The organism is Mycobacterium sp., from assembly GCF_004298145.1.
In the GTDB taxonomy this organism is placed as follows: domain Bacteria; phylum Actinomycetota; class Actinomycetes; order Mycobacteriales; family Mycobacteriaceae; genus Mycobacterium.
The window spans coordinates 222,203-248,243 of the sequence record NZ_SCRH01000047.1 but is presented as its reverse complement, the minus strand read 5'-3'; the positions used below and the strand labels follow the sequence as shown (position 1 = coordinate 248,243).

The window sequence follows — 26,041 nt, the reverse complement described above, 5'->3', positions numbered from 1 at the left end:
AGGACGGCAACCACACCAACCACCATTGCCAGCCGAACAGGCGACATGGAGATCCGCCGTTTCGTCGGTCCTGCCACCTCGTCATCGCCGGCGCCGCCAGGTCCGTCCGACCCCGCATCCCCGTCTGCAGCTGCATCCGCACCCTCGTCGGAGGTCTCGTCACCTTCGACATCGCCGGCGGTGCTGGCCTCATCCTCGGTCGATGACGAGTCGGAAGGCGATGACGTTTCCGATTCCGTCGACGACTGTTTTGTGGTCCCGGTATCGCTCATCTTTTCGCCTTCGGGGGCATCAGCATCTGCTGCCATGTCTGCTCCCCGGTGGACGGATGAGCTAGATCAGTTTGTCGGTATTGCCGCCCGTCTGGTCCAACATACGTGCCCGTCGCGGGATCATAGCGAGTGACCGCGATCGGAGGCGGGCCCGAAGCGGGCGAAGGCGACGTGGCCCCCGCGGTCGACGACGTCCCGGACGGGGCGGCCGCCGGGCTCTTCGGCGCGCCGGGATCGAGTTGCGGCACGTCCTGCCCCGAGAGCGTCGCGTTGGGGTCACCCTTCCAGTTGTAGCCCTCGTTGAGGGGGATGTACTCCTCGTCGCTTTCGCACATCTTCACGGTCGGGGCGCGTTTTCCCGGGCGAGTCTCGCACGGATAGTTACGGGCCCCGCGCACGTTCAGCGCCGCATCCTGCGGTATTCGGCAGTACAGGTCGCCCGCCGGCCGATCCGGATGGTCTTCAAAGCTAGGCGAGCGGATCTGCTGGGCCGGTAGATAACCGGTCGTGCACGCCGGCGGCAGGTTCAGGTTGATATTGAAGCTCAGGTTCAGGCCGGGATAACTCGACTTGATGTTCTTATCGGGCAGCAGGGTGGCCTGGCCCGAAGCCGTTTCCTCGGGCAGCAGCACCAGGATCTGCTCGAGGTCGGCACGGTAGGCGACCCCGACGTCGCCCACGGCGGCCAAGTTGGCCAGCACGACCGGCAGCGTCGGCTGCAGTCGGTCGAAAAGCTGACGGGTCTCCTCCGCCGCCGGGGAGCCTTTGTTGATCACACCCTGGACGGCGGCGTCCTGGGTTTGCAGTTGTTTGGTGACGTTGGCCAAGTTCGACGCCCAGGCCTGCACCGCGTCCGATGACTCGGTTTGGCTGTCGAGCACCGGCTTCGATTGGTCGATGAGTGTGGTCAGCGAGTCCAGGTTCTTGCGGGCGTCGATCGCCAGATCGGTTGTGCCCTTTAGCAGCCGGGAAAGCTCCGGTCCGAGCCCGCCGAACGCCACATAGCTCTCATCGACGACGGTTTTCAGGTTGTCGCGCGGGATGGCCTGCAGGCCGCGATTGGCCGCCGCCACCAGCGAGTTGATGTCGGGCGGCACGGACGCGCGATTCACCGGGATAACGTCGCCGTTTCTCAGCTTGGGCCCGGTCTGACTGTGCGGCGTCAGCGCGACGTACTGCTCGCCCACCGCGGACACGCTGTGGACTTCGACGGCGAGGTCCTTGGCGGGAATGTCGTAATCCGAATTCATCTGAAGAACTGCCTCGGCGCCGGTTCTGGTCAGCCGCACCGCCTCCACCCGGCCAACCGTGACTCCCCGGTACGTAACGTTCCCGCCCGGGTACAGCCCACCCGCCTGGGGCAGCTGCACCGTGACCGTGTAACGGTCGATGCCGAAAAACACGTTCTGGACCTTAAGGTAGCCGAAAAAGACGGCCGCGATCGCGATCAACGCGATCGCCGTGAAGACCGCCATCTGGATCCTGATGCGCCGTGTCAGCACGTCACGCCCCCTGGTCGAAATGGTAGGGAACGACCAGTGGGTTGCGGGCTGTGTAGGGGCTGGGCAACTGGCCGATGGTGCGGCCCCATTGCAGCTCGAGTTCCGTCAGATTGCCCTCCCAGCGGGTGCCCGTGAAGAACGAGTTGTCGATCCGGCTCAACGTCATGTCGATGATGGCGCTGATGTTCCCGTAGTCGCCGCGAATCCATTTGCTGATCGTCGGCTTCGGGAACGGATACGTCGAGAAGAAGTCCAGCGACCGGGTCAGGGCCGGACCGGCGTCGGCCAGGGATTGCAACACGGGTCCGAGGTCCTTGAGCTCCTTGACCAAATTCTCCTTGGTCTGGTTGACCGAGTCGGCGGCGAGCGCACTGAATTTGCCCAGTTGCGCCAGGGCGATCACCAGGTTTTCCCGCTGGTTCTTCAGCACGGCCAGCGCATCGGGAATGGTTTTGAGCGCCTTGTCGACGACCGGCTTCTGGTCGGCGAACTGGCCGACGACATTGTTGAGGCTGTCCGTCGCGGAAATGATGTCGTCTTTTTGGTCATTGAGGTAACCGACGAACTTGTCCAACTGCCCGAGCAGGCTTCGCAGATCCTTTTCGCGGCCGGAGAACGCGGTGCTCAGCGCCTTGGTGATGTCCTGGACGTTGCCCAGCCCACCACCGTTGAGCACCAGAGAAACCGCTGCCAGCGTTTGCTCGGTCGACGGGAACGCTCCTCCCGACGACAAAGGAATCACGGATCCGTTCTTGAGCTTGCCCGTTGGCGGGCTGCCCTCCTTGGGCGGTGCCAGTTCGACGTGCACCGAACCGAGCAAGCTGGTCTGGCCGATCGTGGCCGTCGCGTTCGCCGGCAGGTTGACATTGCCTTCCAACGACATGGTCACCAGCGCATGCCAACCCTGGAGTTCGACCTTCGTCACGTTGCCGACCGTGACATCGTTTACCCGGACCCGGGAGTTCTCCTTCAGGTTCTGCACGTCGGGAAGCTGCGCCTGGATCGTGTACGACCCTGGCCCACCACCTTTGGTGCCGGGCAGCGGCAACGAGTTCGCTCCGCGGAAGTCGCGGAGGAAGCCGCAGCCGGCCAGCACGGTCGCGAGCAGTAGCACCAGGGCACCGGTACCGATGCGTCGGGAGCATCGACTCACTGCCCACCTCCGTGCGGCACCATCATTCCGCGCAAACCGTCGGTCGGGTCGGTCGGTATGGGGTCCGGTAGTCGGGAAGGCACGAACGGCGCATTCGCGTGGTCCGGGTCCACCATCCCGTTGCCGAAGTAGTTGTAGATCCGGTTCGCCGGTGGCAGGGGACCATTGGGCGGTGGCGGTACTTCGCGGAACTGCTCGGTCGGTGGGGGTCCCGGCGGCGGGACGTAATCCGGCCGCAGCCAGTCTTCGCTGTAGGTGACCTCGTTGGGCCGCGCCATGACACCGCTGAAGGGATTGAAGCCCAGCGGAGGGAAGCTGTACTGACGGTTCTTCATGATCGGCGCCAGGTACTGCACGCACAGCTTCGCCGACTGTTCGGCGCCCAACCGCGATGCGGCCTGCACCGCCGAGCACAGGAACTGGACGGGATTGGCGAAGTTGGTGACCGCGACGGCTCCGGTCAGCGCGATGTTCGCCGGCTGGTAGATGTTGGCGAAGTTCTGGAACGCCGGTGCTCCGACGTGCAGCGTCTGCTTGATGTCGTCGAGGCTCTCCACCACGGCGTTGGTTACCGACGCGAGTTTGTCCGACGTGGTGCCCAGTTCGTCGCGGTTCTCGGCCACGAAGCTCTTGACATCGTCGACCACGTCGTTGAGATCCCGCGCCGCGTTGGCGACCTCATTCGGGTTGTTTGCCAACGCATGCGTTACCGAGGCCAGATTTTGGTTCAGATGTTGCAACAGGTCGCCGCTGTCGTGCAGCGCCGACACCAGTACCGACAGATTCTTGAAGGTTTTGAACAAATCGCCGCTGTGGTCCCCGAGCGCCGAGATCGCCTGCGACAGCTTGATAATCGTGTTACGGATGTCGGGTCCCTGGCCGCGCAGATTGTCGGCCGCGGTGTCGATGAAGGCGCCCAGCGTGCTCACGCCACCCGGTTGGGTGGGTTGCAATGTCTGGGTGAGCTTTTCGAGTTGTTGACGAAAGTCGTCCCATTCCACGGGGACGGCGGTGCGCTCCTGCGGGATTACCGCATGGCTCTTCATTGCCGGTCCACCGTTGTAAGCGGGCGTCAGCTGGATCGCCCGGACCGTGACCAGGGATGGTGACAGAATCACCGCTTTGGCATCGGCGGGTACTTTGTACTTGTCCTTGTACCAGAAGGACACCTTCACGCGGTCTGGGTACGGCTCGATTTTTTCGATCTTGCCGACGGGCACACCGAGGACCACGATGCTGTCGCCGGCGTAGATCCCGTTGCTGTTGTCGAAGTATGCCGTGACGTACGTCCGCCCGGCGCCCGTCGCGGTGCGCACCACCGCGACGACGCCGCCGATCAGCACCGCGGCCAACAGCACGGCGAGGCCGATTCTGGCCCTTCTGGAATGCATCACTGTCCACCCCCCTGTGCCGGCGGGGTCGGCGATGCCTGTCCTGGCGCCGTCTGCTGGAACGGTCCCGGCGGGGTGGGAACGGATGCTCCCGGACCCGGCGGCGTCAATGCCGGGGGCCCCGGCGGCGGTCCTCCTGGCGGCGGGGCCGGGGGCGGTTCCCGATACGGGTAGCAGCCCGGACCCGGCAGTGGAACGGGACCGCACTGGTGGTCGTCGGGATTGCCGGTGATGGCGTCGGGCAAGTTGAGCCGTGGCGGTCCCCCCTGGCCGGTACGCGGGTACGGCTGGGGCAGCGGCGGGGTCGCCGGCTGACCGGTCTGCGGGTCGCTGCGCTGCGACGGCAGCAAGACGTTGGGATCGAGTCCCAGGTCGGAGAAGGCCGCATCGATAAACGGCTGCACGAACTGTCCGGGCAGCAAGTTAGCCAGGTAGGCCTTGAAGTAGGGGCCGGACGCCACCGATTCGCCGAGTGACAGCGCGTACGCGTTAAGCCCCTTGATCGCCTTCTGCACCCGCTCCTTGCGGTTGTCAACGACGCCCAACACCCTGTTGAGCTTCTCCAGCGCGGGCTTGAGCGTTTGGCGGTTGTCCGCGATAAATCCCTTGACCTGTTGGGCCACCGCCGAAATGTTGCCCGAAATCTGGTCCAGCGCAGCGCTTTGCGATTTCAACTGGACCAACAGGGCGTTGGTGTTGTTGACCAGACTCACCACTTCGTTGCTGCGTTCGGAAAGCACCGTGGTGGCCTTGCTTGCATTCTCCAACAGAGTCCTCAGCTGGGCGTCGCGTTGGTCCAGCGTCTCGGAGAACCGCGCCACACCCTGCACGGCGGCCCGCAGGTCGGGCGGTGTGTTGGAGAACGTGTCCGACAGCACCGCCAGCGACTTTGACAATTGATCGGTGTTCAGCCCGCTGATGGTGGTCGCCAGATCACCGAGCGCGTCGGGAAGCTGATACGGCGAGGTCGTCCGGTCGAGCGGAATCGGCTTGTCCAGCCGTCCATCTCCCCGCGAGCTGATCTCGAGGAGCTTGGACCCGAGCAAGGTTTTCAACTTGATTGCCGCTTCGCTGCGGTCGCCGATCCGGACATCGCTGGCGACCTTGAACTTGACCCGCACTCGCGGACCGTCGAGGTCGACGGATGACACGTCTCCCACTCGGAATCCCGAGACTTGAACGGGATTACCGGCGGCGAGCCCACCCGCCTCGGCGAAGTAGGCGGTGTACTCGGTGTTCTGGTTGATGAAGGGCAATTTCTGGTAGTTCAGCGAGAGCCACATGATGCCCAGGGTCAGACCAATGCCGACGGCGCCGACTACCAATGGATTGCGTTCGGAGAAGTCTTTCATTTCGGCATGCACCTTCCAGTGTCCTGGCCGGCCAACTTGATATAGACCGGCTGGCCACCCTTGCCATTGACCTTCAGCATCAGGTCGCACAGGTAGAAGGTGAAGAAGTCACCGTAAATGCCCAATCTGCCCAGCATTTGATACGCGTCGGGCAGGGTGTTGAGCGCGTTGTCGACGTAGTCGCGATCGGCATCGATCAGTCCGGCGATCCGGTCCGTTTCGTGGACCACCTTCTTGATCGCCGGGCGGCCCTGCGCCAGCAGGCTGGCGATGCCCCCGGCGGCCGCGTTGCCGTAAGCGACCGCGTTGCTGATGTCCTGCTTACGCGCTTCGAGGCCCTTCACCAGGTCCGAGAGCGAATCGACGGCCTTGGCGAACTGCTTGCTCTGGCCGCCAAGCGACCCGAGCACGGTGTTCAGGTTGACGATGACCTGACCGATCAGCTGATCCCTGTCGGCCAGCGTGTTAGTTAGCGCGGCGGCCTGGGTGAGAAATGAGCTGATCGTCGGGCCCTCGCCTTGAAAGGCCGCGATCAGCTGGCCGCTCAACGCGTTGATCTGCTCCGGATTCAACGCGCGGAACAGCGGTCGGAATCCGCCGATCAACGCGTCCAGATCCAGGGCCGGCTCGGTCTGGCTCAAGGGGATGGTGTCGCCGGCATGGAGTCTCTTGACGCCGCCGGCTCCCTCTTCCAGCGCCAGGAATCGGCCGCCGATGAGGTCGTCATAGCGGACGGCGGCGCGGGTGCCCTCGGTGAGCACCGCCGACGGGAGAACGGAGAACTGCACGTTGAGGGTCGAGTCCGACTGGATCGAGATCTTCTTGACCTTGCCCACCTCGACACCGGCGATGCGGACGAAATTTCCATCGCGCAGCCCGGAGATGTTCGCGAAGTGCGCGGTGTAGGTCTTCTCGTCCTGAAAGCGGAACTGGCCGAAGATGAGGAAAACCAGCGCTACCGCCGTCAGGCACACCACGGTGTAGATGCCGAGGCGCCACAGCGAGCCGCGCAAATTCTCCCGCATGTCTACCTTTCTCTATCGCTTCGGCGGTCAGTGTTCGGAGGCGTCGTCCGGCGAGGCCGGCGGTGGTGGAGGCGGTGGCATCGTTGGCACGGGTGTCGGTTGCACCTGCGCTGGGTGCGCCGGCACGAAGGGTTCCGATCCCGGTGGCGGCGGGCCGGGTTCCTTCGGCCGTCCCGGTATGGCGGCCGGCAGGCCGGGGTACAACGGCGTGCCATCCGGCAGGTACCACGGCGCTCCGTAGGGTGGCGCACCCGGATACGGGACCGGGCCGGGCGCCGGACCACCGTTGAGGTGGTAGATGCTCGGGGGCTTGGGAGTCCCGCGGCTCTGGGGGCCGTAGTTGGCGAGCCCAGGGAAGCCGATACCGGGGTTAGGTCGAACATCCATTCCTCGGCCCCACCCGGTGTCGGTCACGACGTAGCGTGCCGGGAAGTTCTTGCCGACGTCCGGCAGTGAACCGCAGCCAGGCGCTCCGCCAGGTCCACCCTTGGCACCGTTGATGGGCAGGTTTTCCGGGTACCGGTACATGTCGTCACCGAACAAGATGCCCGCGTCACCGATCAGCGACTTTCCGTTGTGACCGGCGGTGGCTTCCTCTAGTTGGGGCAGGATCTCATACCCGCCCACCAGCAGGCAGGTCAGTTCCGGGTTGTACTTCATCAGCAAACGCGTCGTCGGCTCGAGGACATTGACCCCGTGAATCAGGTTGTCCTTGGCCGGGCCGAGGAGGTTGATGCCGCCGTCGGACAGCCCGATCACGTTCACCAGCAGCGAGTCGAGGGCCTGTGCGTTGTCGGTGATCGTTTTGCTCGTCGTGCTGGCGGCATCGAGCACGGTCACGATGTCCGGGGCCGCGGCGGCATACGTGTCGCTGAAGCCCTTCAAGGCGCGGTAGTCGGCCCGGATGGTCTCACTGCGCGGATTGATTGCCAACAGCACTTGGTTGAAGTCGGTGGTCGCTTGGCCGAGGGCCTCGCCCTTTCCGCGGAAGCCCTCACCCAGGGCCGAGAGCACGGCGTTGAGTTTCGCCGGGTCGATCTGGTTCAGCACGCCGACGAGGTTCTGGAAGGTGGTGTTCACCTCGGTGCTCACATTGCGCGACCGGAGCACCGCCCCGGCTACCAAATTCTTGGGGCTGGGCTGGGCGGGGGTGACCAGCTCTACGTACTTGGCGCCGAAGGCGGTTGGTGCGGTGATCTGAGCCTCGACGTTGGCCGGAATGTACTTGAGCTGGTCCGGAAAGAGCTCCAGTTGCAGCTTTACCCGAGCGTCCGGCTCCACTGAGGACACCCGACCGACTTCCACGCCGCGCAATTTGACCTTTGCCCCCGGGTCCATGACGAGACCGGACCGATCGGATACCAGGGTGACACGGGCGTACGGTTGCAAATCCCGGTTGAAGGCAAGCGCGGTGAAGACACCGGCCGCGACGATCAGCACGACGAGAAAGAGGGTCCAAAGGGCCGGGTGTAGGCCAGCTGCACGTCGCTTCTGTTCCATGATTGCTAGCCCGACAGATGGAAGTTGCCGGACCGACCGTAAAGCGCCAGGCCGGCAGCGGCCGTGACGAGTGTCAACACCACCAGTGAAGCGCGTACCGCGCGGCCCGTCGCCTCTCCGACGCCGGCCGGCCCGCCGCTGGCGTTGTAGCCGTAATACGTGTGGATGAGCATGACGACGACCCCCTGCAGGATCACCTGCAGCATCGCCCAGATCACGTCAGTGGGTTGCAAAAACGTGTTGAAATAGTGGTTGTAGACACCACTTGACTGCCCGTAAGCGAATTGGACAAGGAACTGCGTCGACAAGAACCCGACGAGCAAAGATATGCAGCACAACGGGATTGCCAACGCGACGCCGCCCACCAGCCGCGTAGCTACCAGATACGACATGGCGCGAACGCCGATCACCTCGAGGGCATCGATCTCCTCACTGATCCGCATCGCCCCGAGTTGTGCCGTGGCGCCGGCACCGATCGTGGCGGCCAGACCAATGGCAGTAATCAACGGTGCGGCCAGACGCGGGTTGACGTACGCGGAGAAAAAGCCAACTAGCGCCTCCACACCGAGATTGGCCGTCTGGCTATATCCGACGATGGCAATCAGCAGACCGACGTTGAGCAGGAGAAAGGCGACGATCGCAATGGTGCCGCCGATGAGGGCAAGCGCGCCGACGCCCATACTCATCTGAGCGATGACGCGAATCGTTTCCGTTCGGTAATTGACGAGCGCATCCTTGATGCAGCCCAGCGCCCGGACATAGAACGCGGTTTGCTCTCCGATGCGATTCCATCCGTCGACTCCGGTCCGTACTGCCCGGACCAGTCTCGGTGCTCGCGTACTCGGGGCGCTCATCAGTGCTGGACCTGCGCGAGAACGGCGCTCAGAAGCGTGTTGATCACGTAGAGCGCCATGAAGGTATACACAACGGTCTCGTTGACGGCGTTACCGACACCCTGCGGACCGCCCCCCACGGTGAAGCCCTTGTAGCACGCGATCAAACCTGCTGCGAGACCGAACATCGTCGCCTTGATGACCGCGATGATCACGTCGGGAAGCCCGATGAGCAACGTCAAACTCGCTGCGTAGGCACCCGGGTTGACGTTCGAAATATAAACGGCGAAGCAGTAATCGGAAAACAAACCGACCATGGTCCCAAGACCGCTCAGCAAGAAGCTGTTGACGGTGAGCGCTGCCACCCTGGGCACCACCAACCGCTGAATCGGGTTGATACCCATCACTCGCATCGCGTCGATCTCTTCGCGGATGGTGCGCGCCCCGAGGTCGGCGCACATCGCGGTGGCCGCCGCCCCACCGATCACCAGCACAGTGATCGCAGGACCAATCTGTGCGACAACCGCGAGGGCCGCACCGGTTCCGGAGTTGTCGGCGGCGCCGATCTCGAATATCAAGACGTCGAGTAGGAAGATGACGAATGCATTGAAGACGACCGCCAGTAGGACCGCGGGTACCAGGGACACCCGGGCGGTGAACCAACTCTGGTGGATGAACTCGCGCCAGGCGAACGGCGTTCGGACCAACGCGACCATCGTGTCCAGAGACATGGCGACGAAGCCACCGATCTCCCGCAGCGGCTTTGTGATTGGACTCGTTGCAACCACTAGCGCGCACCTGCGCATGGGCTAGTGACCGGCATAGCGTCGATCCCCTTACGTGACAAAAGCGCTGACCTCGACCCAACTGTGACCCCCACCACGGAGGATGCCGCAAGACGGTACCGCACCTGCTACGACTCTGGCAACAATCTCGACCGGTTGGCGAGTGTAGCTACTAAGACTACCTAGTAAGCCAAGTGTTCTTTGCTGAGCGCGTGTCAAAATTACCTTTGCCACCGCCATCGTCGAGGTCGGCACCTACGTAGAACATGGCTCGACGCGAGGCCTGCCCGCCCCGTCACATCAGATCACGATTTACGACGTATCACCTGGTGAAAGCTAGATCAATCAGACGGGGCGCAAACCCCATTTCCGGGGTGGCCTGTGGACGCATCGGTCCACCGTTTTGTGTCCACCCGGGGGAGGTCACAAAGCTTGCCTTCGCAGGTTCGCTAGCGATCTCAGGCATTCGTTCGGCCGACGAGAACCCGCTGCTTTCAGCAACCAACACAACCCCCGCGGGCCTGCGGTTCCAGTTTGCTGAGCCAACCGTCAATTGGTCGCGAGCGATGCGGTACGCCGTCGCCCAGCTATCTTGGCGCTGAGCGTCCAAACCCGGCCGCGGCGCCGCAGTAGACCCAAGCCGGACGCTAATGGTCCTGCATTCCGGCCAGCCAACGCGTGTGTCGAAACGCGGTAACGCACCAGAGAACGTGTGGCTTGCGGCCATGCCGCTAGTTAACATGACAACCCTCAACCATCACGGCCATGAGCACATCCGAGGTGATCCATGCAGCGCCGATACAGTACCGCCCTCCTGTTTTTACTGCTCGGCACCGCGGGGTGCTCGTCGGGGCCACCTGCGCTCAGACTGCCGAACGGCGCATTACCCAGCGGGACAGCGCAAGTCACCGTTAACGGCAATGATGCGGGCCAGATCCACGATGTGGAGTGCGAAAGCATCGGAAAGGGGTTGACCCGGATCAACATTGGCCGTGCTGGTGCACGCACCACGGTGTTGGTCGGGTCCGGTGGTCCAAAGGGAGTCGCGTTCAACGACGTTCAGGGGTTCACCGGCAGCTATTGGCAGGATCTGCAGGGCGACGCCCGGTTAGCCATGGTTGATCAGACATTCTCGCTCACCGGGACCGCCCCCGGCTTCAATGCCGAGCAACCCTATAACCGGACCGTAAATGACTTCACTGTCAAAGTGGCGTGCTGACGCCAGAATGGTTGCAATACTTGGGAACTTACTGGACGAGGCAGATAGCGCAGATGCACGACCCACGGTGATGCGATCGACAAAGCAAACTACTCACCGGCTCGATGTAACGCGCAATGCGTATCGTGACGATTTGCTGTGTAGTGTAAGTTCACGTCGGACGAGGGGGCCGCTTTGAGTCGGCCAGATGCACTGGCACCGCTGGTCGGCGCCGACGGCGCATCGGGTGCAGTGCGATCACCGAAAACCGCTGAGATTGTTGCGCGGACGCTGCGTCGGATGGTGGTTGACGGTCAGCTCAACGACGGCGATTACCTGCCGCACGAAACCGAGCTGATGGCTCATTTCGGTATCAGCAGGCCGACATTGCGTGAAGCGGTGCGGGTGTTGGAGTCCGAGCGACTCGTGGAGGTTCGACGCGGCTCACGCACCGGCGCGCGAGTCCGCGTGCCGGGTCCCGAAATCGTCGCCCGGCCGGCCGGGTTGTTGCTCGAACTGTCCAGCGCCACACTCGCCGACGTCTTGAACGCAAGGGTAGTGATCGAACCGCAGGCAGCCAAACTGCTCGCGGAACACGGCACGCAAGACGCGCACAACGAACTCGAACAAATTGTGAGCCAGATGCCCCAAGCCCTCGCGGCCGGCGATCTGGCCCGCGCGTCGGCGCACCTGCATCGTCGAATGGTCGAGCTATCGGGCAACGTAACCCTCGGCATCATCGCCGGAATGCTGGACGAGATCTCCCTGCGGCATGTCACCGACGCGATAGTCGGCGCGCACAACACGATGCCGAAGGCCAAGGCCGACAAACTTTTACGTTCTTACAGCCGCCTAGTGGAGCTGGTCAAAGCGCGTGACGGCCTGGAGGCCGAGGCGCACTGGGCCAGACACATGGAGAACTCCGCGGCCGAGATCCTCAAGACCTGCAAGAAGACCAGGGTTCGCGACGTCATGGAGTGATCGCGGGTGTTCCCGCAATCACCTGATGTTGGCGGCCAAATCGCCCGCCATCGCGCCCAACTCAGGGCCCCACGATGACCAGCCGTGGTCTCCACTGGCGGGTAGGTCGAAGTTGCCGTTGTGGCCCCCGACCTGCTTGTAGTACGCGTAGAACGACAGATTGGTACCCGCCGCCTGGTCGGGGTAGCCGATCATGGCGGCCGGGTCGCTGGCGGTCAGTGTCTGCGGACTGAAGACCCACACCCGGGTGTTGTTGTTCACCAGGTCTCCGATGTGCACGTAGGGGTCGTGCCACTTCCACCGGCCGAGTTGGGCTGCGCCCCACATGTTCTGGGTGTCGACGCCGCCGAATCGCATCATGCCCTCGGTGATCGCACCGTTGACGGTGGAGTTCGACGGGTACAGGAAGCCCGACATCGAACCCGCGTAGCGGAATCGGTCGGGGTGCACCTCGGCCAACATCATCGCGCCGGTGCCACCTTGCGCCGCCCCGACGACAGCGTGCCCACCGGGGGCCAGGCCCTTGTTGGCAGCCAACCAGTTGGGCAGCTCGCTCGACAAGAACGTGTCCCATTGGCGTCCACCATCGCGTTCCCAGTCGGTGTAGAGACTGTAGGCGCCGCTGGCCGGGGCGACCACCGAGATGCCCTTGCCGGCAAGGGTGTTCATCGCGTTGCCCGCGGTCACCCAGTTGCTGACCGGGTCTCCCGCGTTGAAGGCATCGAGCAAATAGACGGCGTGCGAACCTCCGGCCATGAATGAGACCGGGATGTCACGACCCATTGCCGGCGAGGGGACCATCAGATTCTCGACGGCCGCCGCCTCGGCCGCAGGCATCGAGACCGGCGCCAGTAACCCCATACCCAGGACTATCGCCAGTGCCGCGCGCACGATTATCAGAGGAAACCTCACGTCCAACCTTCCCTCCCGGCCGTCTGCCGTTGTCGCCACCCTTTTAACGAAGTTATGTTAGTGCAATAATCAAGAGCCGACGGTAAATGGATCGAACGGCAACTTCGAGGGGTTATCAAGATGGATCCGAGTCTCGACTACGACGCCAGCGACGAGCTTGAGTTCGGCTTGAAGTGGTTACCATGGATTCTTCGAGGGGTCTACCCGCCTCCGGCATACTCGCCCGCGATGCCAGGAACCGGGGGTTAGGCGCGAACCTCGTTGACGCCTCGACGCATCCGTACGACGCATCATCTATGAGCGGGGATAGCCAAGCCCTGCAGTTCGCTTATCAGGAATTCGACGTTGGCCCTGGCGTTTTCGGCCAGCGACGAGTCAACCCGACCGCTGTAATCAACAATTGACGCGTACGTCAACCCGGCGGCCACATATTCGGCCAGTGTCTCACAAACCTGGTCTCGCGTTCCGGCGAAGAATGCCAGATCCGCGACGGCTCCCGGCGATACCTGGTCCACCGCGGCGCTGAGCTCAGGCGCCGTGGCTCGACCGGGAGCCGCGCACCGTGCGTACCCCCAGTCGTCGCCCAGCGGGTGTCGGTATCCACGCTCGCGCCACTGCTCGCCCCGATCGGCGCCCAGCAAAAGCGTGTAAAAGCGGGTGACACGACTGTTCATCATCTCGGTGAGCATCGCCCGATCCTCGGCGATCAGGCACAACACCACCCCACCCACCTGCAGCCTGTCGACGTCTCGCCCGGCCCTGGCCGTCGCGGCGCACAGTTCACCAACATCGTGGCGGAAACCGTCCAAGCCACCTCGGTGCCGTCGCAGACTAGTCAGTAGCCCGTCGGCGCACGCGCCGATCACCTCCCACGGCGGGCCGGGTGTGGACCAGATCGGTGGTGGGCTGTCCCGATATGGACGGATTGGCATGCGGCCGCCATCAATTCGCCAGTGTTTCCCCTCGACATGGACCGGCGCGCCGCCGGAATCCAGCAATGCGCGCAGGCACCGTAAGCCGTCGACCTGCTTGCCGAGCGCATTCTTGCGGCTGTAGCCATAGCCGGAAAGTTGCTTGACTTCACCGGCGCCGACCGCCATAACCGCGCGGCCGCGGGTGGCGTGATCCAGCGTCAAGAGCGTTTGGGCCAACACCGCGGGGCCTCGGCGCACGGTGTCGTACGCGCTGATGACCAGGTCGATTTCGCTCGTCGCCTGACCCGCCGCCGCGATGACGGGTGCGGGATCGGGAAAACCCATGCCGACGCGGTCGCTTCCCAACGGGCGTCCGGTGACCTTCTGCAGAACCTCGGGCTCGTAGTAACCCTGCATCTGGCTGGTGAAGAAGCTGGCCCCGTGGCCGCGGTGTTCGGCGTCGACGGTCGCCGCGATGCACGTCTCAAAGGTCTCGAACCGCAGATTCGGTGTTCCACATTTCATTGAGCATTCCTCGGGGACAACATAAAAGCGAAAGGTATAACCTGGTTAATATTATAGCGCCTTATGGGGATGGCGAAGATTTCCTCGCCGAGCGGGCGGTGCTCGACGATCTGGTGCGGAGCCTCGACGATGACCGGTGCCCGAGCGGAGCTGACCGCGAGGCGCCGCCCGATTGATAGTGTCGGGCACTCGATCACGACAGGGTCGTGCCGGCACAGAACGGAGGCGGATATGGCCCAACCCCCGATGTGGCGACGAGATCCGGAGGCCAAGAAGGTGGCCATCTTGCGCGCGGCCCGGCGGTTGTTCACGGAACGGGGATACGCCGACGCAACCGTGCGTGACATCGCCGACCGCGCTGGAGTAAACCAGTCACTGATCTTTCGCTACTTCGGCTCGAAGGAGGAGCTGTTCGAACGCTCGGCGCCGCGGCGTGAGTACATCAACGAGTTGTTCGCCGACGGCTGGGAAGCGGGTGTGCTGCGCATGATTCAGTCTTTTGCGGTGGACGACGACGAAGTGGGGAGCTTCGTCGCCAGGCTCATGCGCGACGCCCGAAGCGGTGAGAAAACCGCCACCGACACGCTCGAGAGAATCTCGGCCCGCATCGCCGAACAGATGACCGGCCCTGAAGGTCCGCTACTGGCCGACATGGTGGTGGCATGGACGCTAGGCCTGGGCGTGCTCTATGACGTCGTTCACCGGCCATCGGTAGTCCAGGCGGGCCCCAAGCGCATTGCCCGGTTTGTGGTTGACGCTGTGGTGAGGCTGGATCTCGAGTCAGCCGCCACGAAGAAAAGGCGAACTCCCGCTCGCTCTTCGGGTCGCCCGCGCAAAGGCCGCCCGGTGCGCCGATCAGACGAGTAGCGCAGCCGTGTCGCCGACGCCGCTTCTCAAATGGGCGGCGCCGGCCGCGACACGTCGCCGTTCGCGGGGACTGTCTCTCCCCACGCCATCCACGTCGTGATCCGACGCGTTTCACCCACCCGCCGAAACTGACCTTCGGAGTTGGGTGTTCGTCGTTGGCCGGGTAACCCCATGTCGGGCATCCGGCCGCGATCGTCGGCCACCCACTCCCACGGCTCCTCGTCGACGTCGTATGTGATGTGCAGTGGCCAACCCACTTCGTCACGTTCGTCGACCGAAGATGTGATGTTCGTGCTGCGGGTCAGCTCGCCGACATCGTTGTTCACCAAGGCAAATCCCCAGTGGCCATGCCCTTTTGCGATGTGTCCGACCTCAAGAGTTCCGTCGTCGTACTGATTTCCCCAGGTGTACCAGCTGAGTTCATAAGCGTCGGATACAGGTTCGTGGCCCCAGGAGTAGCCGGGTGGAGCGAAGACATTGTCGACACCCATGAAACCGGTGACCGCGGCGCAGCGCACGGTCCCTTGGACGTGCCACAACCGCGAGGTGTACATCACCGCACCGTCCGGCCAAGGTGTCAGGAACTGAAGACCGGGGCCCACGATACGGCCCGACAGATCGATGAAATCCGCTTCAGCCCAGTGTAAATCGGAGGAACTCATGGTGAATTCGAAGCCACGATCACCGTGCGGATAGGCCTTACCGCCGACGAACCGGACCGCTTGTTCGGTGATCGACGGAAGAGCCCGTCCGACGAAAGCGTTCGCACCGACCTCGGCAACGATGCGGGAATCGCCACCCGGGCGCGGTGAATTCAGCATGGTCAGGCCGGTGGTGTCACCGGCGGTTGCGATCCTGCGGACCGCCGAGGTCGGGTTACCGTCCTCGTCACGGAAGGTTCCCCACACATAGGTGCAGTCCATGACCAGCCCAAAGGGCCGGGCCTGATGTGAACAGCTAGCCGGCTCAGGATCGAACGTACCGACCAGTGTGCGACCTTCGAAATCACCGATACGACGCCCGCCCATTACCGCATCCCCACCGTCTCGAGGAGCTCCGGAAATGCCAGGAAGAAGTTTGGGTCTGTCGGAATATCTTCAACCGCAAGGGGAGTCGCCACTTGCTCCACCGTGGGCCCGACTCGGTCGGCCTGGGTCTGCAAGAACTCCAGATCGGCGTCGTACACGTCGGCGGCGTTCAGCGAGGTGATGGCGCGCACCTCAGATTCGGGTAATCCGCTCATCGACGCGCGTAGCCACTCCAGCGTGTAACCGGCTGTTCCCTCGTGGTGCGGGAAATCCGCGCCCCACAGGATCCGGTCGATGCCGATCTCGTGACGCTTGGGCACGTCATCACGGTGGAAACCCGTGCTGATATGGACCTGCCGCCTGAAATACTCGCTAGGCAGCAGCGACAACTGATCCACCGCATCACCGATCAGCTGACGGCGGATGGTGTTCTCCACGCCCGCCGCTCGCACCAGCTGGTCCAGCGTCGCTAGCTCCGGCACAGTCCATGCCGCGCCGCCGACTTCCGTGACGACGAATTGAAGGTCTGGATGACGTTCGAAGGCGCCGGACAAGATCAACTGAGACAGCCCGCGCCGCCCGAAGTAGAACGATTCGTAGAGCCCGACCGCCTGGGCTCCGGCCCGCGACCGCGGTCCGTCCTCATCGGAGGAGACGATGATGCCGTGGCGGTGCACCGGCATGTTCAACTCGGCGCAGACCGCCCAGAGCGGATCTAGCGAACGGTAGTACAAGTTCTGGATGTTCAGGTGGTGATCCGGTGGTAGCAGAACACCCTTGAGCCCTGCCTGCTTGGCCCAGCGAACCTCCTCGACGGCGTTGTCCACATCGTTCAGGAACAGCTGGGCCAAGCCGATGCGCTGACCCGGCAACTCATCGCAGAAATCCTTCAACCAACGGTTGTGGGCCCGCAGCCCGGCCCAACGCCGCTCGTAGTCCTCGCGGGCTCGCGGCGGTGCCGCGGCAAGCGTGCCGGTCGGGTAGAACGGCTGAATCGTGTTGGGAAACAGCACCTCGGCGACGATGCCCTCTTTTTCCAGGGCCGCTTGACGTAAACCGCTGTCCCAGTTGACCGGGGACATGAACGACGACGCCCCCGACTGGAATTCCTCCTCGTCGTCGATGTCACTCCACGCATCATCGTCGAAAGCGGAAGCCCACCGGTCGAACTCCTCATGCCAGCGAGCCTCCAGATACTCCCGGTAACCCAACAGGCTCGCACCCGCATGACCGTCGGTCGAAACCAGCGCGTGTCGCTTTCCCCTGGTAGTCGCAGTCATACCTACCCATGTCCCTTCAACGTTGTTGTGTGTATGTGGCGCACGGTAGGCATCAGTTCCGCCCTAGTCAAGCAAACGCTTACTTAAGCATCCGCTTGCATAGCGGCCTTCGGCCGGTCGTCCCGTCGGACGTGCAACACATCGAGCGTCAGGACATGCCTTACCGCTTCGGCCGTTACGAGGTTCGCGGAGAGCCCTACCCTTGCGGCAGAAGACAGCTCGAGTTCGACACCGCGGCCATCTCTCGCGCGGGAAAATCAGTGCGGTGTAGCCGCTGTCGACGGAATAGAAAGCACCGGTGACGACGGACGCCTCGTCGGAAGCAGAAACGCGACCACGGCCGCAACCCTGCGGGCGTCCCGAGCCTGCCGATCGGATGCGGCGCGGCAACCGCGTCGTTGACTGCGTCAGACCAGTGCGTTCTGCACACCCGTAAGCAGCGTGTCGACCGACCCAATACCCTCTTCCCGGAAACGCTCCATGAAAGTCTCGCCCCAGGCGAAGGCGACCTTGACGTCACGGCTCTCGCCATCACGCAGGATGTGGCCGGCCTGCGCGCGATACCCGCCCCAGCGTGCCGCCGAGAATTGCGACATCTGCCCACCCGGCTCCAACTCGAAGACCCAGGTCCGTCCGTCGTGCGCCCGGTAACCAATCCGCTGGGCCCAGTCGTCGGGGTCGGGTTCGATGCCGCCTCTGGTGTCGACGTCCATAACCACTGGGCCATATTCGTCCGCTACCGCAACGAAATTGAACTTTTGCCGACCGATGGCGACCTGACCCCATTCGACGTGGCCGTCGGCGAATTCGGTGGCGAAGGCCGACCACGATAGCTGGGTCCCGTTGAAGATTCGCCACTCCTTCCAATCCTGCCCATGTGGCCAGTAGCCGTGGTCGAGGAACACAAAGCCTTCCACCGACTCGCCGAGAACGTCGCCGTACACCTTGTACAGCTCGCTCGTGTAGAAGAACGGTTCGTCGTGATCGAGCGACCCGATCTGGATCCCCGGGCCCACCAGGGCTCCCTCCAGCTGCAGGATGCCGCCCTCGCGCCAGTGCATCGCTCCCGAGCTCAGGCGGTAGTCGAGTCCTTCCTCGGGCGCTCCCCCGGCCTTGCCGAGCAACGAGCCATGCAAATGGTGTTCGGTGGCCGAGTATTCGCGTTTGACCTCACCGCGCACCGTCTGCAAGGACTCCGGGGCGAGGGTGACTTTTCCCGAGCGCGTGGTCATCATCCACAACCCTGCGGTCATCGGTCCGCAGAATTTGCGCTCGACGATGTGCAGCGCCCCGGACTCGTCACGCCAGCCACCGTAGAGGTAGGTCGACTCCTCGGTGAGGCCAAACGGCCGCGCGGTGGGCAGGTGCATGTCGAGGTTGGGTTCATAACAGCTGACAGCGGTGGCGAAGTCCAGGTCGCCGACCCGTAAAACGTGAGACATGTTGTCCTTTCGATTAATCGAATGTGAGAATTTGCCAACCGATGTACTTGACGGTGGTGTATTCGAGCAGGCCTTCCCGGCCCACTTCGCGGCCGACCCCGGACTGCTTGTAACCACCGAAGGGCGCCTCGTTGCCCGAGGCGGTCGCATTGACGCGGACCTGCCCCGCGCGAATCCGACCCGCCAGGCGCACTCCGAGCGCGGTGTCGGCGGTCCAGACCGCCCCGACGAGTCCGTAGGGCGAGTCATTGGCCAGCCGGACGCCCTCGTCGGGGTCGCCGCTGTAGCGGATGACGACGATTACCGGACCGAAGATTTCTTCGCGGGCGACCGCCATGTCGTTGGTCACATTCGTCAACACCGTTGGCTCGAAATAGAATCCGCCGGCAGGCACCTGTGCCGGCCTACCGCCGCCACAGACAACCCTCGCACCGGATGCGACCGCGTCGTGCACCGTCGCCTCGATCCGGTCGCGGGCGGCCGCGGAGATGACCGGTCCCATCAACGTATTGGGATCGTCGGCGCGCCCGACACGCACCCGTTGCAGCGCCGCCACGAGTCCGGCGACCACGCCGTCGTGCAATGCGTCGGGGACCAAGACACGGGTCAGCAAGCCACATCCCTGGCCGGCAAGTGTCACGAAGCGCAGCACTGCGGCCACGAGCGAAGGCACATCGGCGTCCGCCAGCGCCAGAAGTGCTGACTTACCGCCCAATTCGAGCAAAGTGTGTTTGAGGGTGGCTCCGGCGGACTGGGCGATGGCACGACCGACCGCCGAGGATCCGGTGAATGCGACCATGTCGACGCGGGCATCCGACACCATCATCCGACCGGCATCGGCACCGCCGGTAACGACATTCAGCACTCCGCGGGGAACTCCGGCCTGGGCCGCCAACTCACCGAGCAGAAGTGCGCAGCTGGGCGCCTCGGGGGCGGGTTTGAGCACCATGGTGTTGCCGGTCACGAGGGCCGGGGCCACTTTCCACAGGTTGAGCAGGTGTGGTGCGTTCCACGGCGTGATGGCGGCGACCACGCCCCAAGGTTCCCGCACGACTCGTTGCCCGGTGGCCGGCGGACCCGGCAGTTCGGGAAGGACGTACCCCAGTTCGGCACACCCCTTGGACACCATGTCGCGGTAGTGATCCATGGGACGGATCACTTGCCCCGGCCCGGCGATCCGTCGACACGTCCCGACCTCCGTTTCCACGAAGTGGGTGAAGTCCACAGTATGTGCGTCGACGAGATCGCCGAGGCGCGTGAGGATTTTGGCGCGTTCGGCGGCCGGCAACGAGGGCCACTCGCCATCATCGAAGGCCCGTCGGGCCGCCGCGATCGCGGCGTCGATCTCACCGACCCCGCCCAACGGCACCGTTCGTACCGGCTCCCCCGTGGATGGGTTGATGACATCGACGGTTGCGGCGACATCGCTCACAAGCTCGCCGTCGATGAGCAGGTGTGTGCCGGGGGAACGCAGTGAGGTCATCGGGGATCGGCGGGCGCGAAGGTCACCGGCATCGCCTTGACGCCACGCATCATCAATGGGCCGTGCGGCTGGTAGGCGTAGTCGCCGGAAAGGACCAGATCGGGCAGTCGCTCCAGCAGCACCTCCAGGACGATCGTCGCTTCCAGCCGGGCCAGCGACGACCCGATGCAGAAGTGTTCGCCGAAACCGAACGTCTGGTGGGTGCGGTTTCGTATAGCAGGCCGGTCCATATCCCACTCGTCGGGACGTTCGACGACCTCGGGATCGCGGTTGGCGTGCCCAACCGCGTTGCACACCAACGTTTTCGCGGGGATTTGGGTGCCCGCAACCTCAACATCGACAGCGGTCATCCTGGGTACCCAGTACAGCGGTGGATCGCAGCGCAGTGTCTCTTCAATCACGTTGGCTATCAGTGCATGGTCATTGCGGAGCCGCTCCCAACGAGATCGATCGGACAGCAGGTAGTGCAGCATCGAGCCGATCAGGTTGGCTGTGGTGTCGGTGCCCGCGAGAATGAGCATGCGGACCAGTGCGACGAGTTCCTCGGTGCGAAGGCGGTCTTCACCGTCGTGCACCTGAATCAGCTGACTGAGCAGATCCTCACCCGGCACCTTGCGACGCTGGTCGATGATGCCCAGTACGTATTCGCGTAGGTCAGGGTCGGATTCGGCGTAGCCACTGGAATCGGGGCCGGCGGCGGTGATGGCATCGTCGGCCCACTGAACGAATTGCGAGCGGTCGCCCGCGGGAATGCCGATCAGCTCCGCGATCACCATGGCCGGCAACAGAAATGCGAACTCCGCGCACAAGTCCGCCGCACCGCGTCCGATGAATCGGTCGATGAGCTCGTGCGCGATGGCATAAGTGGGGTCTTCGACGTTCTTGACTGCGCGCGGCGTGAAGGCCTTGACGACGAGCTTGCGCATCCGCGTGTGCTCTTCACCATCGAGGTGCACCATGCTCGGCTGGGTCCCCGGCGTGCGGGGGCGAAGTTCGCTGCGGAATGTTGCCGAATCTTTGAAGACCGCGGCAACGTTGTTCGCGCCGGTGACCACACAGGCTCCGTTGGGCGCCGGGAATACTGGGCAGCGCGATGCCGCCTCTTTCAGCGGAGTGTAGGGGTCCACCACCGGGGTGAATGGATCGAATGGCGCTGGCGTTTCGATATTTTCAGACACTGGCTTACCTCTCGCTCTCGGACGCCGGTGTACCGGCCCGCGATGCTTCCGTCACGCTGATCGCTGATTCCGGGCAGGCCTCGGCGCCCTCGATCGCGTGCAGCAACAGGTCGCCTTCGACCTGCGACTCGATGACCACGCAGAAGCCCTCGTCGTCGGGCTCATAGACTTGTGGGGCGCGGGTGTAGCACTGACCGTGGCCCATACACAGTTCCGGGTCCACCCTTACCCGGATGATGCGGCCGCTCATGATGCAGCCTCGGTCACTGCCGGCGCGCCGATGCGGGCGCGTAGGTCCGCTTGTGTTGCCGGCGTCAGTCCTCTGCTGGTGATCAAATCGACCGCACGATCGACCATCTCGGCGTTGGTGGCAGTCGGGAAGGCCCATGGGCAATCGCCGATGCCGACCCGAATGCCCAGGCCCCGGTCGAGGGCACGCTCCCACAGCGCCTGGGACCGCTCGGCCGAGCTCATGGCGTAGGGCACCACCACGGTTTCGTGATCGATGTCGGCAGGAATTCGTGACATCAAGAAGTCAATGACTTCGGGGTCGGGGTCGTTGTTGGAGACCCAGCGATCCGAGAAGAACAGCTTGATGTTCAGCGGCTGGCGCAAGATACCGATGCGGGCCGCCAGAGCCACCCAGCGCATATCGGCCGCGTTGAACACGGCGATATTCGGGACCAGCCCCAGCTCGGCGAACCGGTCCAACTCGGGTGGATACGGCGGGTTCGAGTTGTTGGGGTCGTCGGGACCGAAACTGACCACCCCGAAACGGTTTTCCTCTTCCATCCACAGCACCCGCTTGACGTGTTGGACCGGGTCAAACGGTGTGAGTAGCAGCCGGGTGCCGACCGGCGGGCGCTGGGCCAGCGCCCAGATGTGGTCGAGGCTGCCGTGGTAGCTGGGGTAGGCCAAGGGATCGACCTCGCGAGCCGCCGTAGCCAAGATGGTGCGAGAGACGTCATCGTCGGTCCAGGCCTGCCGGCCGTCGGCGTAGCGGGCATGGAAATGCACCACGGTGGCGCCATGCCGAATGCACTCGGCGACGTTGCGAGCCGTCTCCTCGGCGCCGTAGGGGACGTTCGGGTTGTCGTCCTTGCTGACCACCTCGTTGACGCCGACTTCGAGGTACACCTTGCCGTCATCGCGAAAACTCATTACGCTCCTCCCGGCGCCTTGTCAACCGTTCAATGTGGTGGATCTCGTTGTACGTCCGCAACTTCCATTGACCACCGGACTCAATGACGATGCGGGTGATCGAGCCGTAATGCGGCTCGGCCAGCGGCAGGCGAACATCGCCGACAGCCTTCTCCACACATGCCCCGATGACCCCGCCGTGACAGAAGATCGCTCCCAGGCCGGGTGGGCCGGCGACGGCCACCCGCCCGACCGCCGCGGTCGCCGTACGCCGGAAGTCGGCCAATGGTCCTTCCATATCGGGCCGGGCCATCATTTCCCGCCATTTGTCCAGCCGTGGATCGGCTTCGGCGATCATGTCCTCGATCGGGATGTAGAAGTCGGCGCCGTTGTCGAATTCCGCGAGGTCTTCGTGGATGTCCACGGCCAGGCCCAGCTTCTCGGCTGTGGGCTGGGCCGTCTGGCGGGCGCGCAGCAGCGCACTGCTGGCGATCGTCCGGACGGGCAACAGCACCAGTGCGGCTGCGACTGCCCGGGCCTGTTCGAAACCGCTCTCGGTAAGCGCCGGGTCGGGTTTGACGATGCCCTCGATCCGGTTCGGCAGGCCGTGACGGATCAACGCCACCTCCACGACCGCGCTCATCGCCGCACCAACAGCGCCGCGCCGGCCGTGGGCCCCCCGCCGACACCGACGGCCACGGTATTCGGCCGGCCGGCCTGGCGGTCGCCGCCCTGGCCCCGGAGTTGCACGCACGCCTCGTAAAGCAGCCCGCATCCATGCAGTCGTCCCGCCGACAGCTGACCGCCGCCGGTGTTCAACGGCAGCCTGCCGTCGGAAGCGATGCGCTTGCCTGATTCGAGGAACGGACCGGATTCCCCCTTGCCGCAGAACCCCAGCGCCTCCAGCCATGCCAGCGGAAGGAAGGAGAACCCGTCGTAGAGCTGCACTTGGTCCACGTCCTCGGGGCGCAGTTCGCTGCGCTCCCACAGGTGAGCCGCGGCGTCCCATGCGGCCATCTCGGTCATGTCGGACCACTGATCCCACAGCGGCCGGTGTCGCATCGCCCACCCGATCGACTCGATACCGACGGCGGGATGCGGCCCGTCGGCGGCGGTATCGACATGGGAGACCACGAAAGCCACCGATGCGTCGCAGGGCACGTCGCAGTCCAGCAGGCCGAACGGTGTGGTGATCATCCGTGCGTTGAAGTAGTCCTCGAGCGTCATCGGGGTGCGGTACACCGCATCCGGATTTCCTCCGGCATTGCGCCGATTGTTCACCGCGATGGTACCCAAATGCTCACGGGTGGTGCCGAATTCGTGCATATGGCGTTGGGCGTAGAGGGCGATCCAGTTAGCCGGCGAGTGCGCGTCGAACGGCGCGAGCCAGCGGCGGAACCCCGAGACCGCGGCGTCCGCAGCACCGGCGAGTGCCCCCGCCCGCCCCGCAGCCCCCTGCGCCGAAGCTTCACCGACCGTGCGATACACCAGGACGTGGCGGGCGAGGCCGGTGGCGACCGCAAGGCAGGCCGAGAAGAAGGCACTCAGCTGGCCGCCTTCGGGGCCGCCGAATTTCCAGTTGGTCTGCAAACCCAGGGCAGCGTGCACCTCGTCGGCTCCCGGACCGGCCAAGCCCGGGGTGTCGAATCCTCCACCGGGGAACGTTGCGAGGCCATCGATCTCGCCACGCTGGAGGCCCGCATCGGCCAGCGCGGCCAGGCATGCATCGACGGTCAAGGCCATCTCGCTGACCGGTAGCCGGCGTCCCACCTGGGAGGCGCCGAAACCGCGGATGACCGCCTCCCGCTCGGGGTTGGTCATCGCCGCTCCTCCCCGACAGCGGTGAACATCGGCGCGAACAACCCCTCACCCAGCGGCTCGAAGACAACACGCACCCGTGTGCCGATCCGAACGTCGGCCACCGGAGTGTCCACCAGGCGGCTGACGAAACGCAGCCCCGGTTGTTCGTCGAGCTCGACCACAATCACGGCGTAGGGGTCGCGCAGGTGCGGCAACCAGGGCTGATGGTTGATGGTGAAGGAATACACGATCCCATCGCCACTCACCGGCTCGAAGGCCAGGTCGCGCGAAACACAGTGGAAGCAAACGGGGTTCGGCGGGTGCTGGAATTTCCGGCAGTTCCCGCATCGCTGCATTCGCAGCGTGCCGTCCGCACCGGAGCGCCAGAACTCCTCCTCATCGGGGGTCGGAGCCGGCCGCAGCAACGGCCCGACCGATGAGAGCACCTCTGCTCGCCTGTCGCTGGTCACCGTCCGATGATCCGTCCCGTCTTCTCCCAAGCGCTGATGGCCGGCGGGAAGAATTCGTTGTAGGAGTGATACACCTTCGGCGTCCGGGTTTCTCCGACGCGGCGCAGATAACCTTCCGAGGAGCGGTAGAAATCATGGCCGGAAGCCTGCTCGGGGAGTTCGCCGTCCTCGACCGCTGACCACTCCCAGTCCACGCCGTCAACTTCGTAGTACATGTGCTCGGGAAACGTGTTGGGCTTGTACTTGATGTCCCGCGCGGACACGTTGGAGGTAGCATACAAGACCTCGCCGTCGCCGTCGACGATCACCGCGAAGTTGAAACCGTCAGCGCCGTAGCAGATGTGGCCCATTTCTATCGACCCATCGGTGAACTCGGTACCGAAGGGAGTCCATGCCAGTTCGACACCCTTGAAAAAGTCGCTGTTCCGCCACGTGACCCCGGGCGGTAGGTAGCAGTGGTCGAGCCATAGGAATCCCTCCGCCGACTTCCCGAACGCCGTTCCCGAAACCCGGTGCAGCAGTGAGGTGTACAAGAGCGGTGTCGGGCCGCTGGGCACGTACACCTGCATTCCCGGTCCGAGCCGCCGGCCGCCGAAGACAAGTTCGTCGCCTTCGCGGTAGCTCAGTTCGGTTGCCGTGCGTGCCATCTCAAAGGGCTGACCTGTGGCGTAGCCCGGTTCGGAGGGCTTACTGGCAATGCGGTACTGCTCATCGGTCGCGGTGGTGACGACGGGGCCACGGAAGAACTCACGTCCGGTCGGCATGGTCATTTTGCGCAGGGCGCCATCACGGGACTCGAAGCATGTTCCGTGCATCGACCCCTCGAGCCCCAAGACACCCCGGTAAGCGAAGTGCAGCTTGCCGTCGCTATCCCGGAAGTTGAGATAGAACCACGTAATCGACAGTGAAAGACCGAAATACGTGCGCGTCGGATCCGAGTCGGATCCGCTGGGTTCGAAAGTCCCGACGAGTGTCCGATGTCCGAAATCGCTCTTGCCTGACACGGTGCA

The 26,041-nt window shown here is 64.0% G+C and carries 24 protein-coding genes and 2 pseudogenes; 4 read left to right on the top strand and 22 right to left on the bottom strand.

Annotated features, from left to right (window positions below; translation table 11 throughout):
* The 9 genes and pseudogenes from EPN51_RS20930 to EPN51_RS20890 form a co-directional block, all read right to left on the bottom strand.
* Positions 1-272 (bottom strand): annotated as a pseudogene (locus EPN51_RS20930) (hypothetical protein); the annotation flags it as partial.
* The gene (locus EPN51_RS20925; protein ID WP_293046345.1) at positions 269-1,747 is read right to left on the bottom strand and encodes an MlaD family protein; all 1,479 of its coding nucleotides are present in this window, start codon (positions 1,745-1,747) and stop codon (positions 269-271) included. The pseudogene EPN51_RS20930 and the gene EPN51_RS20925, both read right to left, overlap by 4 nt.
* Positions 1,748-1,775: 28 nt before the next feature.
* Positions 1,776-2,891 (bottom strand): virulence factor Mce family protein, encoded by a 1,116-nt coding sequence (locus EPN51_RS20920; RefSeq protein WP_293046389.1) that lies wholly within the window; start codon positions 2,889-2,891, stop codon positions 1,776-1,778.
* A 32-nt stretch (positions 2,892-2,923) separates the two neighbouring features.
* Positions 2,924-4,318 carry a virulence factor Mce family protein gene (locus EPN51_RS20915; protein WP_293046342.1) on the bottom strand — a complete coding sequence of 465 codons (1,395 nt, stop codon included), beginning with the start codon at positions 4,316-4,318 and terminating at the stop codon, positions 2,924-2,926.
* The gene (locus EPN51_RS20910; RefSeq protein ID WP_293046339.1) at positions 4,318-5,670 is read right to left on the bottom strand and encodes an MCE family protein; all 1,353 of its coding nucleotides are present in this window, start codon (positions 5,668-5,670) and stop codon (positions 4,318-4,320) included. Before EPN51_RS20910 ends, EPN51_RS20915 begins: the two co-directional genes overlap by 1 nt.
* On the bottom strand, positions 5,667-6,695 hold the full coding sequence (locus tag EPN51_RS20905) for an MCE family protein (protein ID WP_293046337.1): 1,029 nt from the start codon (positions 6,693-6,695) through the stop codon (positions 5,667-5,669). Before EPN51_RS20905 ends, EPN51_RS20910 begins: the two co-directional genes overlap by 4 nt.
* A gap of 27 nt (positions 6,696-6,722) precedes the next feature.
* Complete coding sequence (locus EPN51_RS20900) at positions 6,723-8,195, bottom strand: MCE family protein (protein WP_293046334.1); 1,473 nt, start codon at positions 8,193-8,195, stop codon at positions 6,723-6,725.
* A gap of 5 nt (positions 8,196-8,200) precedes the next feature.
* A complete protein-coding gene (locus EPN51_RS20895; protein ID WP_293046331.1) occupies positions 8,201-9,049 on the bottom strand; it encodes an ABC transporter permease in 849 nt (282 codons plus the stop codon).
* A complete protein-coding gene (locus EPN51_RS20890) occupies positions 9,049-9,834 on the bottom strand; it encodes an ABC transporter permease (protein WP_293046328.1) in 786 nt (261 codons plus the stop codon). Before EPN51_RS20890 ends, EPN51_RS20895 begins: the two co-directional genes overlap by 1 nt.
* Positions 9,835-10,600: 766 nt before the next feature.
* Between EPN51_RS20890 and EPN51_RS20885 the strand changes: the two genes are divergently transcribed.
* Together EPN51_RS20885 and EPN51_RS20880 are read left to right on the top strand one after the other, a co-directional pair.
* The gene (locus EPN51_RS20885; RefSeq protein ID WP_293046322.1) at positions 10,601-11,032 is read left to right on the top strand and encodes a lipoprotein LpqH; all 432 of its coding nucleotides are present in this window, start codon (positions 10,601-10,603) and stop codon (positions 11,030-11,032) included.
* 174 nt (positions 11,033-11,206) lie between these two features.
* Positions 11,207-11,992, top strand: coding sequence for an FCD domain-containing protein (locus EPN51_RS20880; RefSeq protein ID WP_293046319.1), 786 nt, complete (start codon positions 11,207-11,209; stop codon positions 11,990-11,992).
* Between the two features lie 18 nt (positions 11,993-12,010).
* Here the strand turns inward: EPN51_RS20880 and EPN51_RS20875 are convergent, their stop codons facing one another.
* Complete coding sequence (locus tag EPN51_RS20875) at positions 12,011-12,853, bottom strand: alpha/beta hydrolase family protein (protein WP_293046386.1); 843 nt, start codon at positions 12,851-12,853, stop codon at positions 12,011-12,013.
* A gap of 165 nt (positions 12,854-13,018) precedes the next feature.
* On the opposite strand from EPN51_RS20875, the pseudogene EPN51_RS20870 reads away from it, so the two are divergent.
* Positions 13,019-13,153, top strand: a pseudogene (locus EPN51_RS20870) (hypothetical protein); the annotation flags it as partial.
* Between the two features lie 41 nt (positions 13,154-13,194).
* On the opposite strand, the gene EPN51_RS20865 reads toward EPN51_RS20870, so the two are convergent.
* Positions 13,195-14,343, bottom strand: coding sequence for an LLM class flavin-dependent oxidoreductase (locus EPN51_RS20865; protein ID WP_293046316.1), 1,149 nt, complete (start codon positions 14,341-14,343; stop codon positions 13,195-13,197).
* A 231-nt stretch (positions 14,344-14,574) separates the two neighbouring features.
* On the opposite strand from EPN51_RS20865, the gene EPN51_RS20860 reads away from it, so the two are divergent.
* A complete protein-coding gene (locus EPN51_RS20860; RefSeq protein WP_293046313.1) occupies positions 14,575-15,210 on the top strand; it encodes a TetR/AcrR family transcriptional regulator in 636 nt (211 codons plus the stop codon).
* Positions 15,211-15,236: 26 nt separating this feature from the next.
* Here EPN51_RS20860 and EPN51_RS20855 read toward each other — a convergent pair whose 3' ends face one another.
* The 11 genes from EPN51_RS20855 to EPN51_RS20805 form a co-directional block, all read right to left on the bottom strand.
* Entirely contained in the window at positions 15,237-16,133 is an 897-nt protein-coding gene (locus EPN51_RS20855; RefSeq protein ID WP_293046311.1) for a hypothetical protein, read from the bottom strand.
* A gap of 104 nt (positions 16,134-16,237) precedes the next feature.
* A complete protein-coding gene (locus tag EPN51_RS20850) occupies positions 16,238-17,518 on the bottom strand; it encodes an amidohydrolase family protein (protein WP_293046308.1) in 1,281 nt (426 codons plus the stop codon).
* A gap of 407 nt (positions 17,519-17,925) precedes the next feature.
* Complete coding sequence (locus tag EPN51_RS20845) at positions 17,926-18,960, bottom strand: hypothetical protein (protein WP_293046305.1); 1,035 nt, start codon at positions 18,958-18,960, stop codon at positions 17,926-17,928.
* Positions 18,961-18,973: 13 nt separating this feature from the next.
* Complete coding sequence (locus EPN51_RS20840) at positions 18,974-20,443, bottom strand: aldehyde dehydrogenase family protein (RefSeq protein ID WP_293046303.1); 1,470 nt, start codon at positions 20,441-20,443, stop codon at positions 18,974-18,976.
* A complete protein-coding gene (locus tag EPN51_RS20835) occupies positions 20,440-21,621 on the bottom strand; it encodes a cytochrome P450 (RefSeq protein WP_293046300.1) in 1,182 nt (393 codons plus the stop codon). Before EPN51_RS20835 ends, EPN51_RS20840 begins: the two co-directional genes overlap by 4 nt.
* Before the next feature lie 4 nt (positions 21,622-21,625).
* Positions 21,626-21,871, bottom strand: a complete 246-nt coding sequence (locus EPN51_RS20830) for a ferredoxin (RefSeq protein ID WP_293046297.1) — start codon at positions 21,869-21,871, stop codon at positions 21,626-21,628.
* Positions 21,868-22,782 carry a 3-keto-5-aminohexanoate cleavage protein gene (locus EPN51_RS20825; protein ID WP_293046294.1) on the bottom strand — a complete coding sequence of 305 codons (915 nt, stop codon included), beginning with the start codon at positions 22,780-22,782 and terminating at the stop codon, positions 21,868-21,870. The genes EPN51_RS20830 and EPN51_RS20825 overlap by 4 nt, the downstream gene beginning before the upstream one ends.
* The gene (locus tag EPN51_RS20820) at positions 22,766-23,404 is read right to left on the bottom strand and encodes a histidine phosphatase family protein (protein WP_293046291.1); all 639 of its coding nucleotides are present in this window, start codon (positions 23,402-23,404) and stop codon (positions 22,766-22,768) included. Before EPN51_RS20820 ends, EPN51_RS20825 begins: the two co-directional genes overlap by 17 nt.
* Positions 23,401-24,582, bottom strand: a complete 1,182-nt coding sequence (locus tag EPN51_RS20815; protein WP_293046289.1) for a thiolase family protein — start codon at positions 24,580-24,582, stop codon at positions 23,401-23,403. Before EPN51_RS20815 ends, EPN51_RS20820 begins: the two co-directional genes overlap by 4 nt.
* Positions 24,579-25,031: an OB-fold domain-containing protein gene (locus tag EPN51_RS20810; RefSeq protein WP_293046286.1), complete on the bottom strand. Its 453-nt coding sequence runs from the start codon at positions 25,029-25,031 to the stop codon at positions 24,579-24,581. Before EPN51_RS20810 ends, EPN51_RS20815 begins: the two co-directional genes overlap by 4 nt.
* On the bottom strand, positions 25,028-26,035 hold the full coding sequence (locus EPN51_RS20805) for a hypothetical protein (RefSeq protein WP_293046283.1): 1,008 nt from the start codon (positions 26,033-26,035) through the stop codon (positions 25,028-25,030). The genes EPN51_RS20810 and EPN51_RS20805 overlap by 4 nt, the downstream gene beginning before the upstream one ends.
* Positions 26,036-26,041: the final 6 nt, after the last annotated feature.

Coding starts and splice junctions, on each gene's coding strand:
- EPN51_RS20895 (WP_293046331.1), bottom strand. CDS start 9,049: ATGAGCGCCCCGAGTACGCGAGCACCGAGACTGGTCCGGGCAGTACGG.
- EPN51_RS20825 (WP_293046294.1), bottom strand. CDS start 22,782: ATGAGTTTTCGCGATGACGGCAAGGTGTACCTCGAAGTCGGCGTCAAC.
- EPN51_RS20860 (WP_293046313.1), top strand. CDS start 14,575: ATGGCCCAACCCCCGATGTGGCGACGAGATCCGGAGGCCAAGAAGGTG.
- EPN51_RS20875 (WP_293046386.1), bottom strand. CDS start 12,853: ATGGGGTTACTGGCGCCGGTCTCGATGCCTGCGGCCGAGGCGGCGGCC.
- EPN51_RS20925 (WP_293046345.1), bottom strand. CDS start 1,747: ATGGCGGTCTTCACGGCGATCGCGTTGATCGCGATCGCGGCCGTCTTT.
- EPN51_RS20830 (WP_293046297.1), bottom strand. CDS start 21,871: ATGAGCGGCCGCATCATCCGGGTAAGGGTGGACCCGGAACTGTGTATG.
- EPN51_RS20850 (WP_293046308.1), bottom strand. CDS start 17,518: ATGACTGCGACTACCAGGGGAAAGCGACACGCGCTGGTTTCGACCGAC.
- EPN51_RS20915 (WP_293046342.1), bottom strand. CDS start 4,318: ATGCATTCCAGAAGGGCCAGAATCGGCCTCGCCGTGCTGTTGGCCGCG.
- EPN51_RS20910 (WP_293046339.1), bottom strand. CDS start 5,670: ATGAAAGACTTCTCCGAACGCAATCCATTGGTAGTCGGCGCCGTCGGC.
- EPN51_RS20820 (WP_293046291.1), bottom strand. CDS start 23,404: ATGAGCGCGGTCGTGGAGGTGGCGTTGATCCGTCACGGCCTGCCGAAC.
- EPN51_RS20845 (WP_293046305.1), bottom strand. CDS start 18,960: ATGTCTCACGTTTTACGGGTCGGCGACCTGGACTTCGCCACCGCTGTC.
- EPN51_RS20815 (WP_293046289.1), bottom strand. CDS start 24,582: ATGACCAACCCCGAGCGGGAGGCGGTCATCCGCGGTTTCGGCGCCTCC.
- EPN51_RS20900 (WP_293046334.1), bottom strand. CDS start 8,195: ATGGAACAGAAGCGACGTGCAGCTGGCCTACACCCGGCCCTTTGGACC.
- EPN51_RS20885 (WP_293046322.1), top strand. CDS start 10,601: ATGCAGCGCCGATACAGTACCGCCCTCCTGTTTTTACTGCTCGGCACC.
- EPN51_RS20855 (WP_293046311.1), bottom strand. CDS start 16,133: ATGGACTGCACCTATGTGTGGGGAACCTTCCGTGACGAGGACGGTAAC.
- EPN51_RS20890 (WP_293046328.1), bottom strand. CDS start 9,834: ATGCGCAGGTGCGCGCTAGTGGTTGCAACGAGTCCAATCACAAAGCCG.
- EPN51_RS20840 (WP_293046303.1), bottom strand. CDS start 20,443: ATGACCTCACTGCGTTCCCCCGGCACACACCTGCTCATCGACGGCGAG.
- EPN51_RS20905 (WP_293046337.1), bottom strand. CDS start 6,695: ATGCGGGAGAATTTGCGCGGCTCGCTGTGGCGCCTCGGCATCTACACC.
- EPN51_RS20865 (WP_293046316.1), bottom strand. CDS start 14,343: ATGAAATGTGGAACACCGAATCTGCGGTTCGAGACCTTTGAGACGTGC.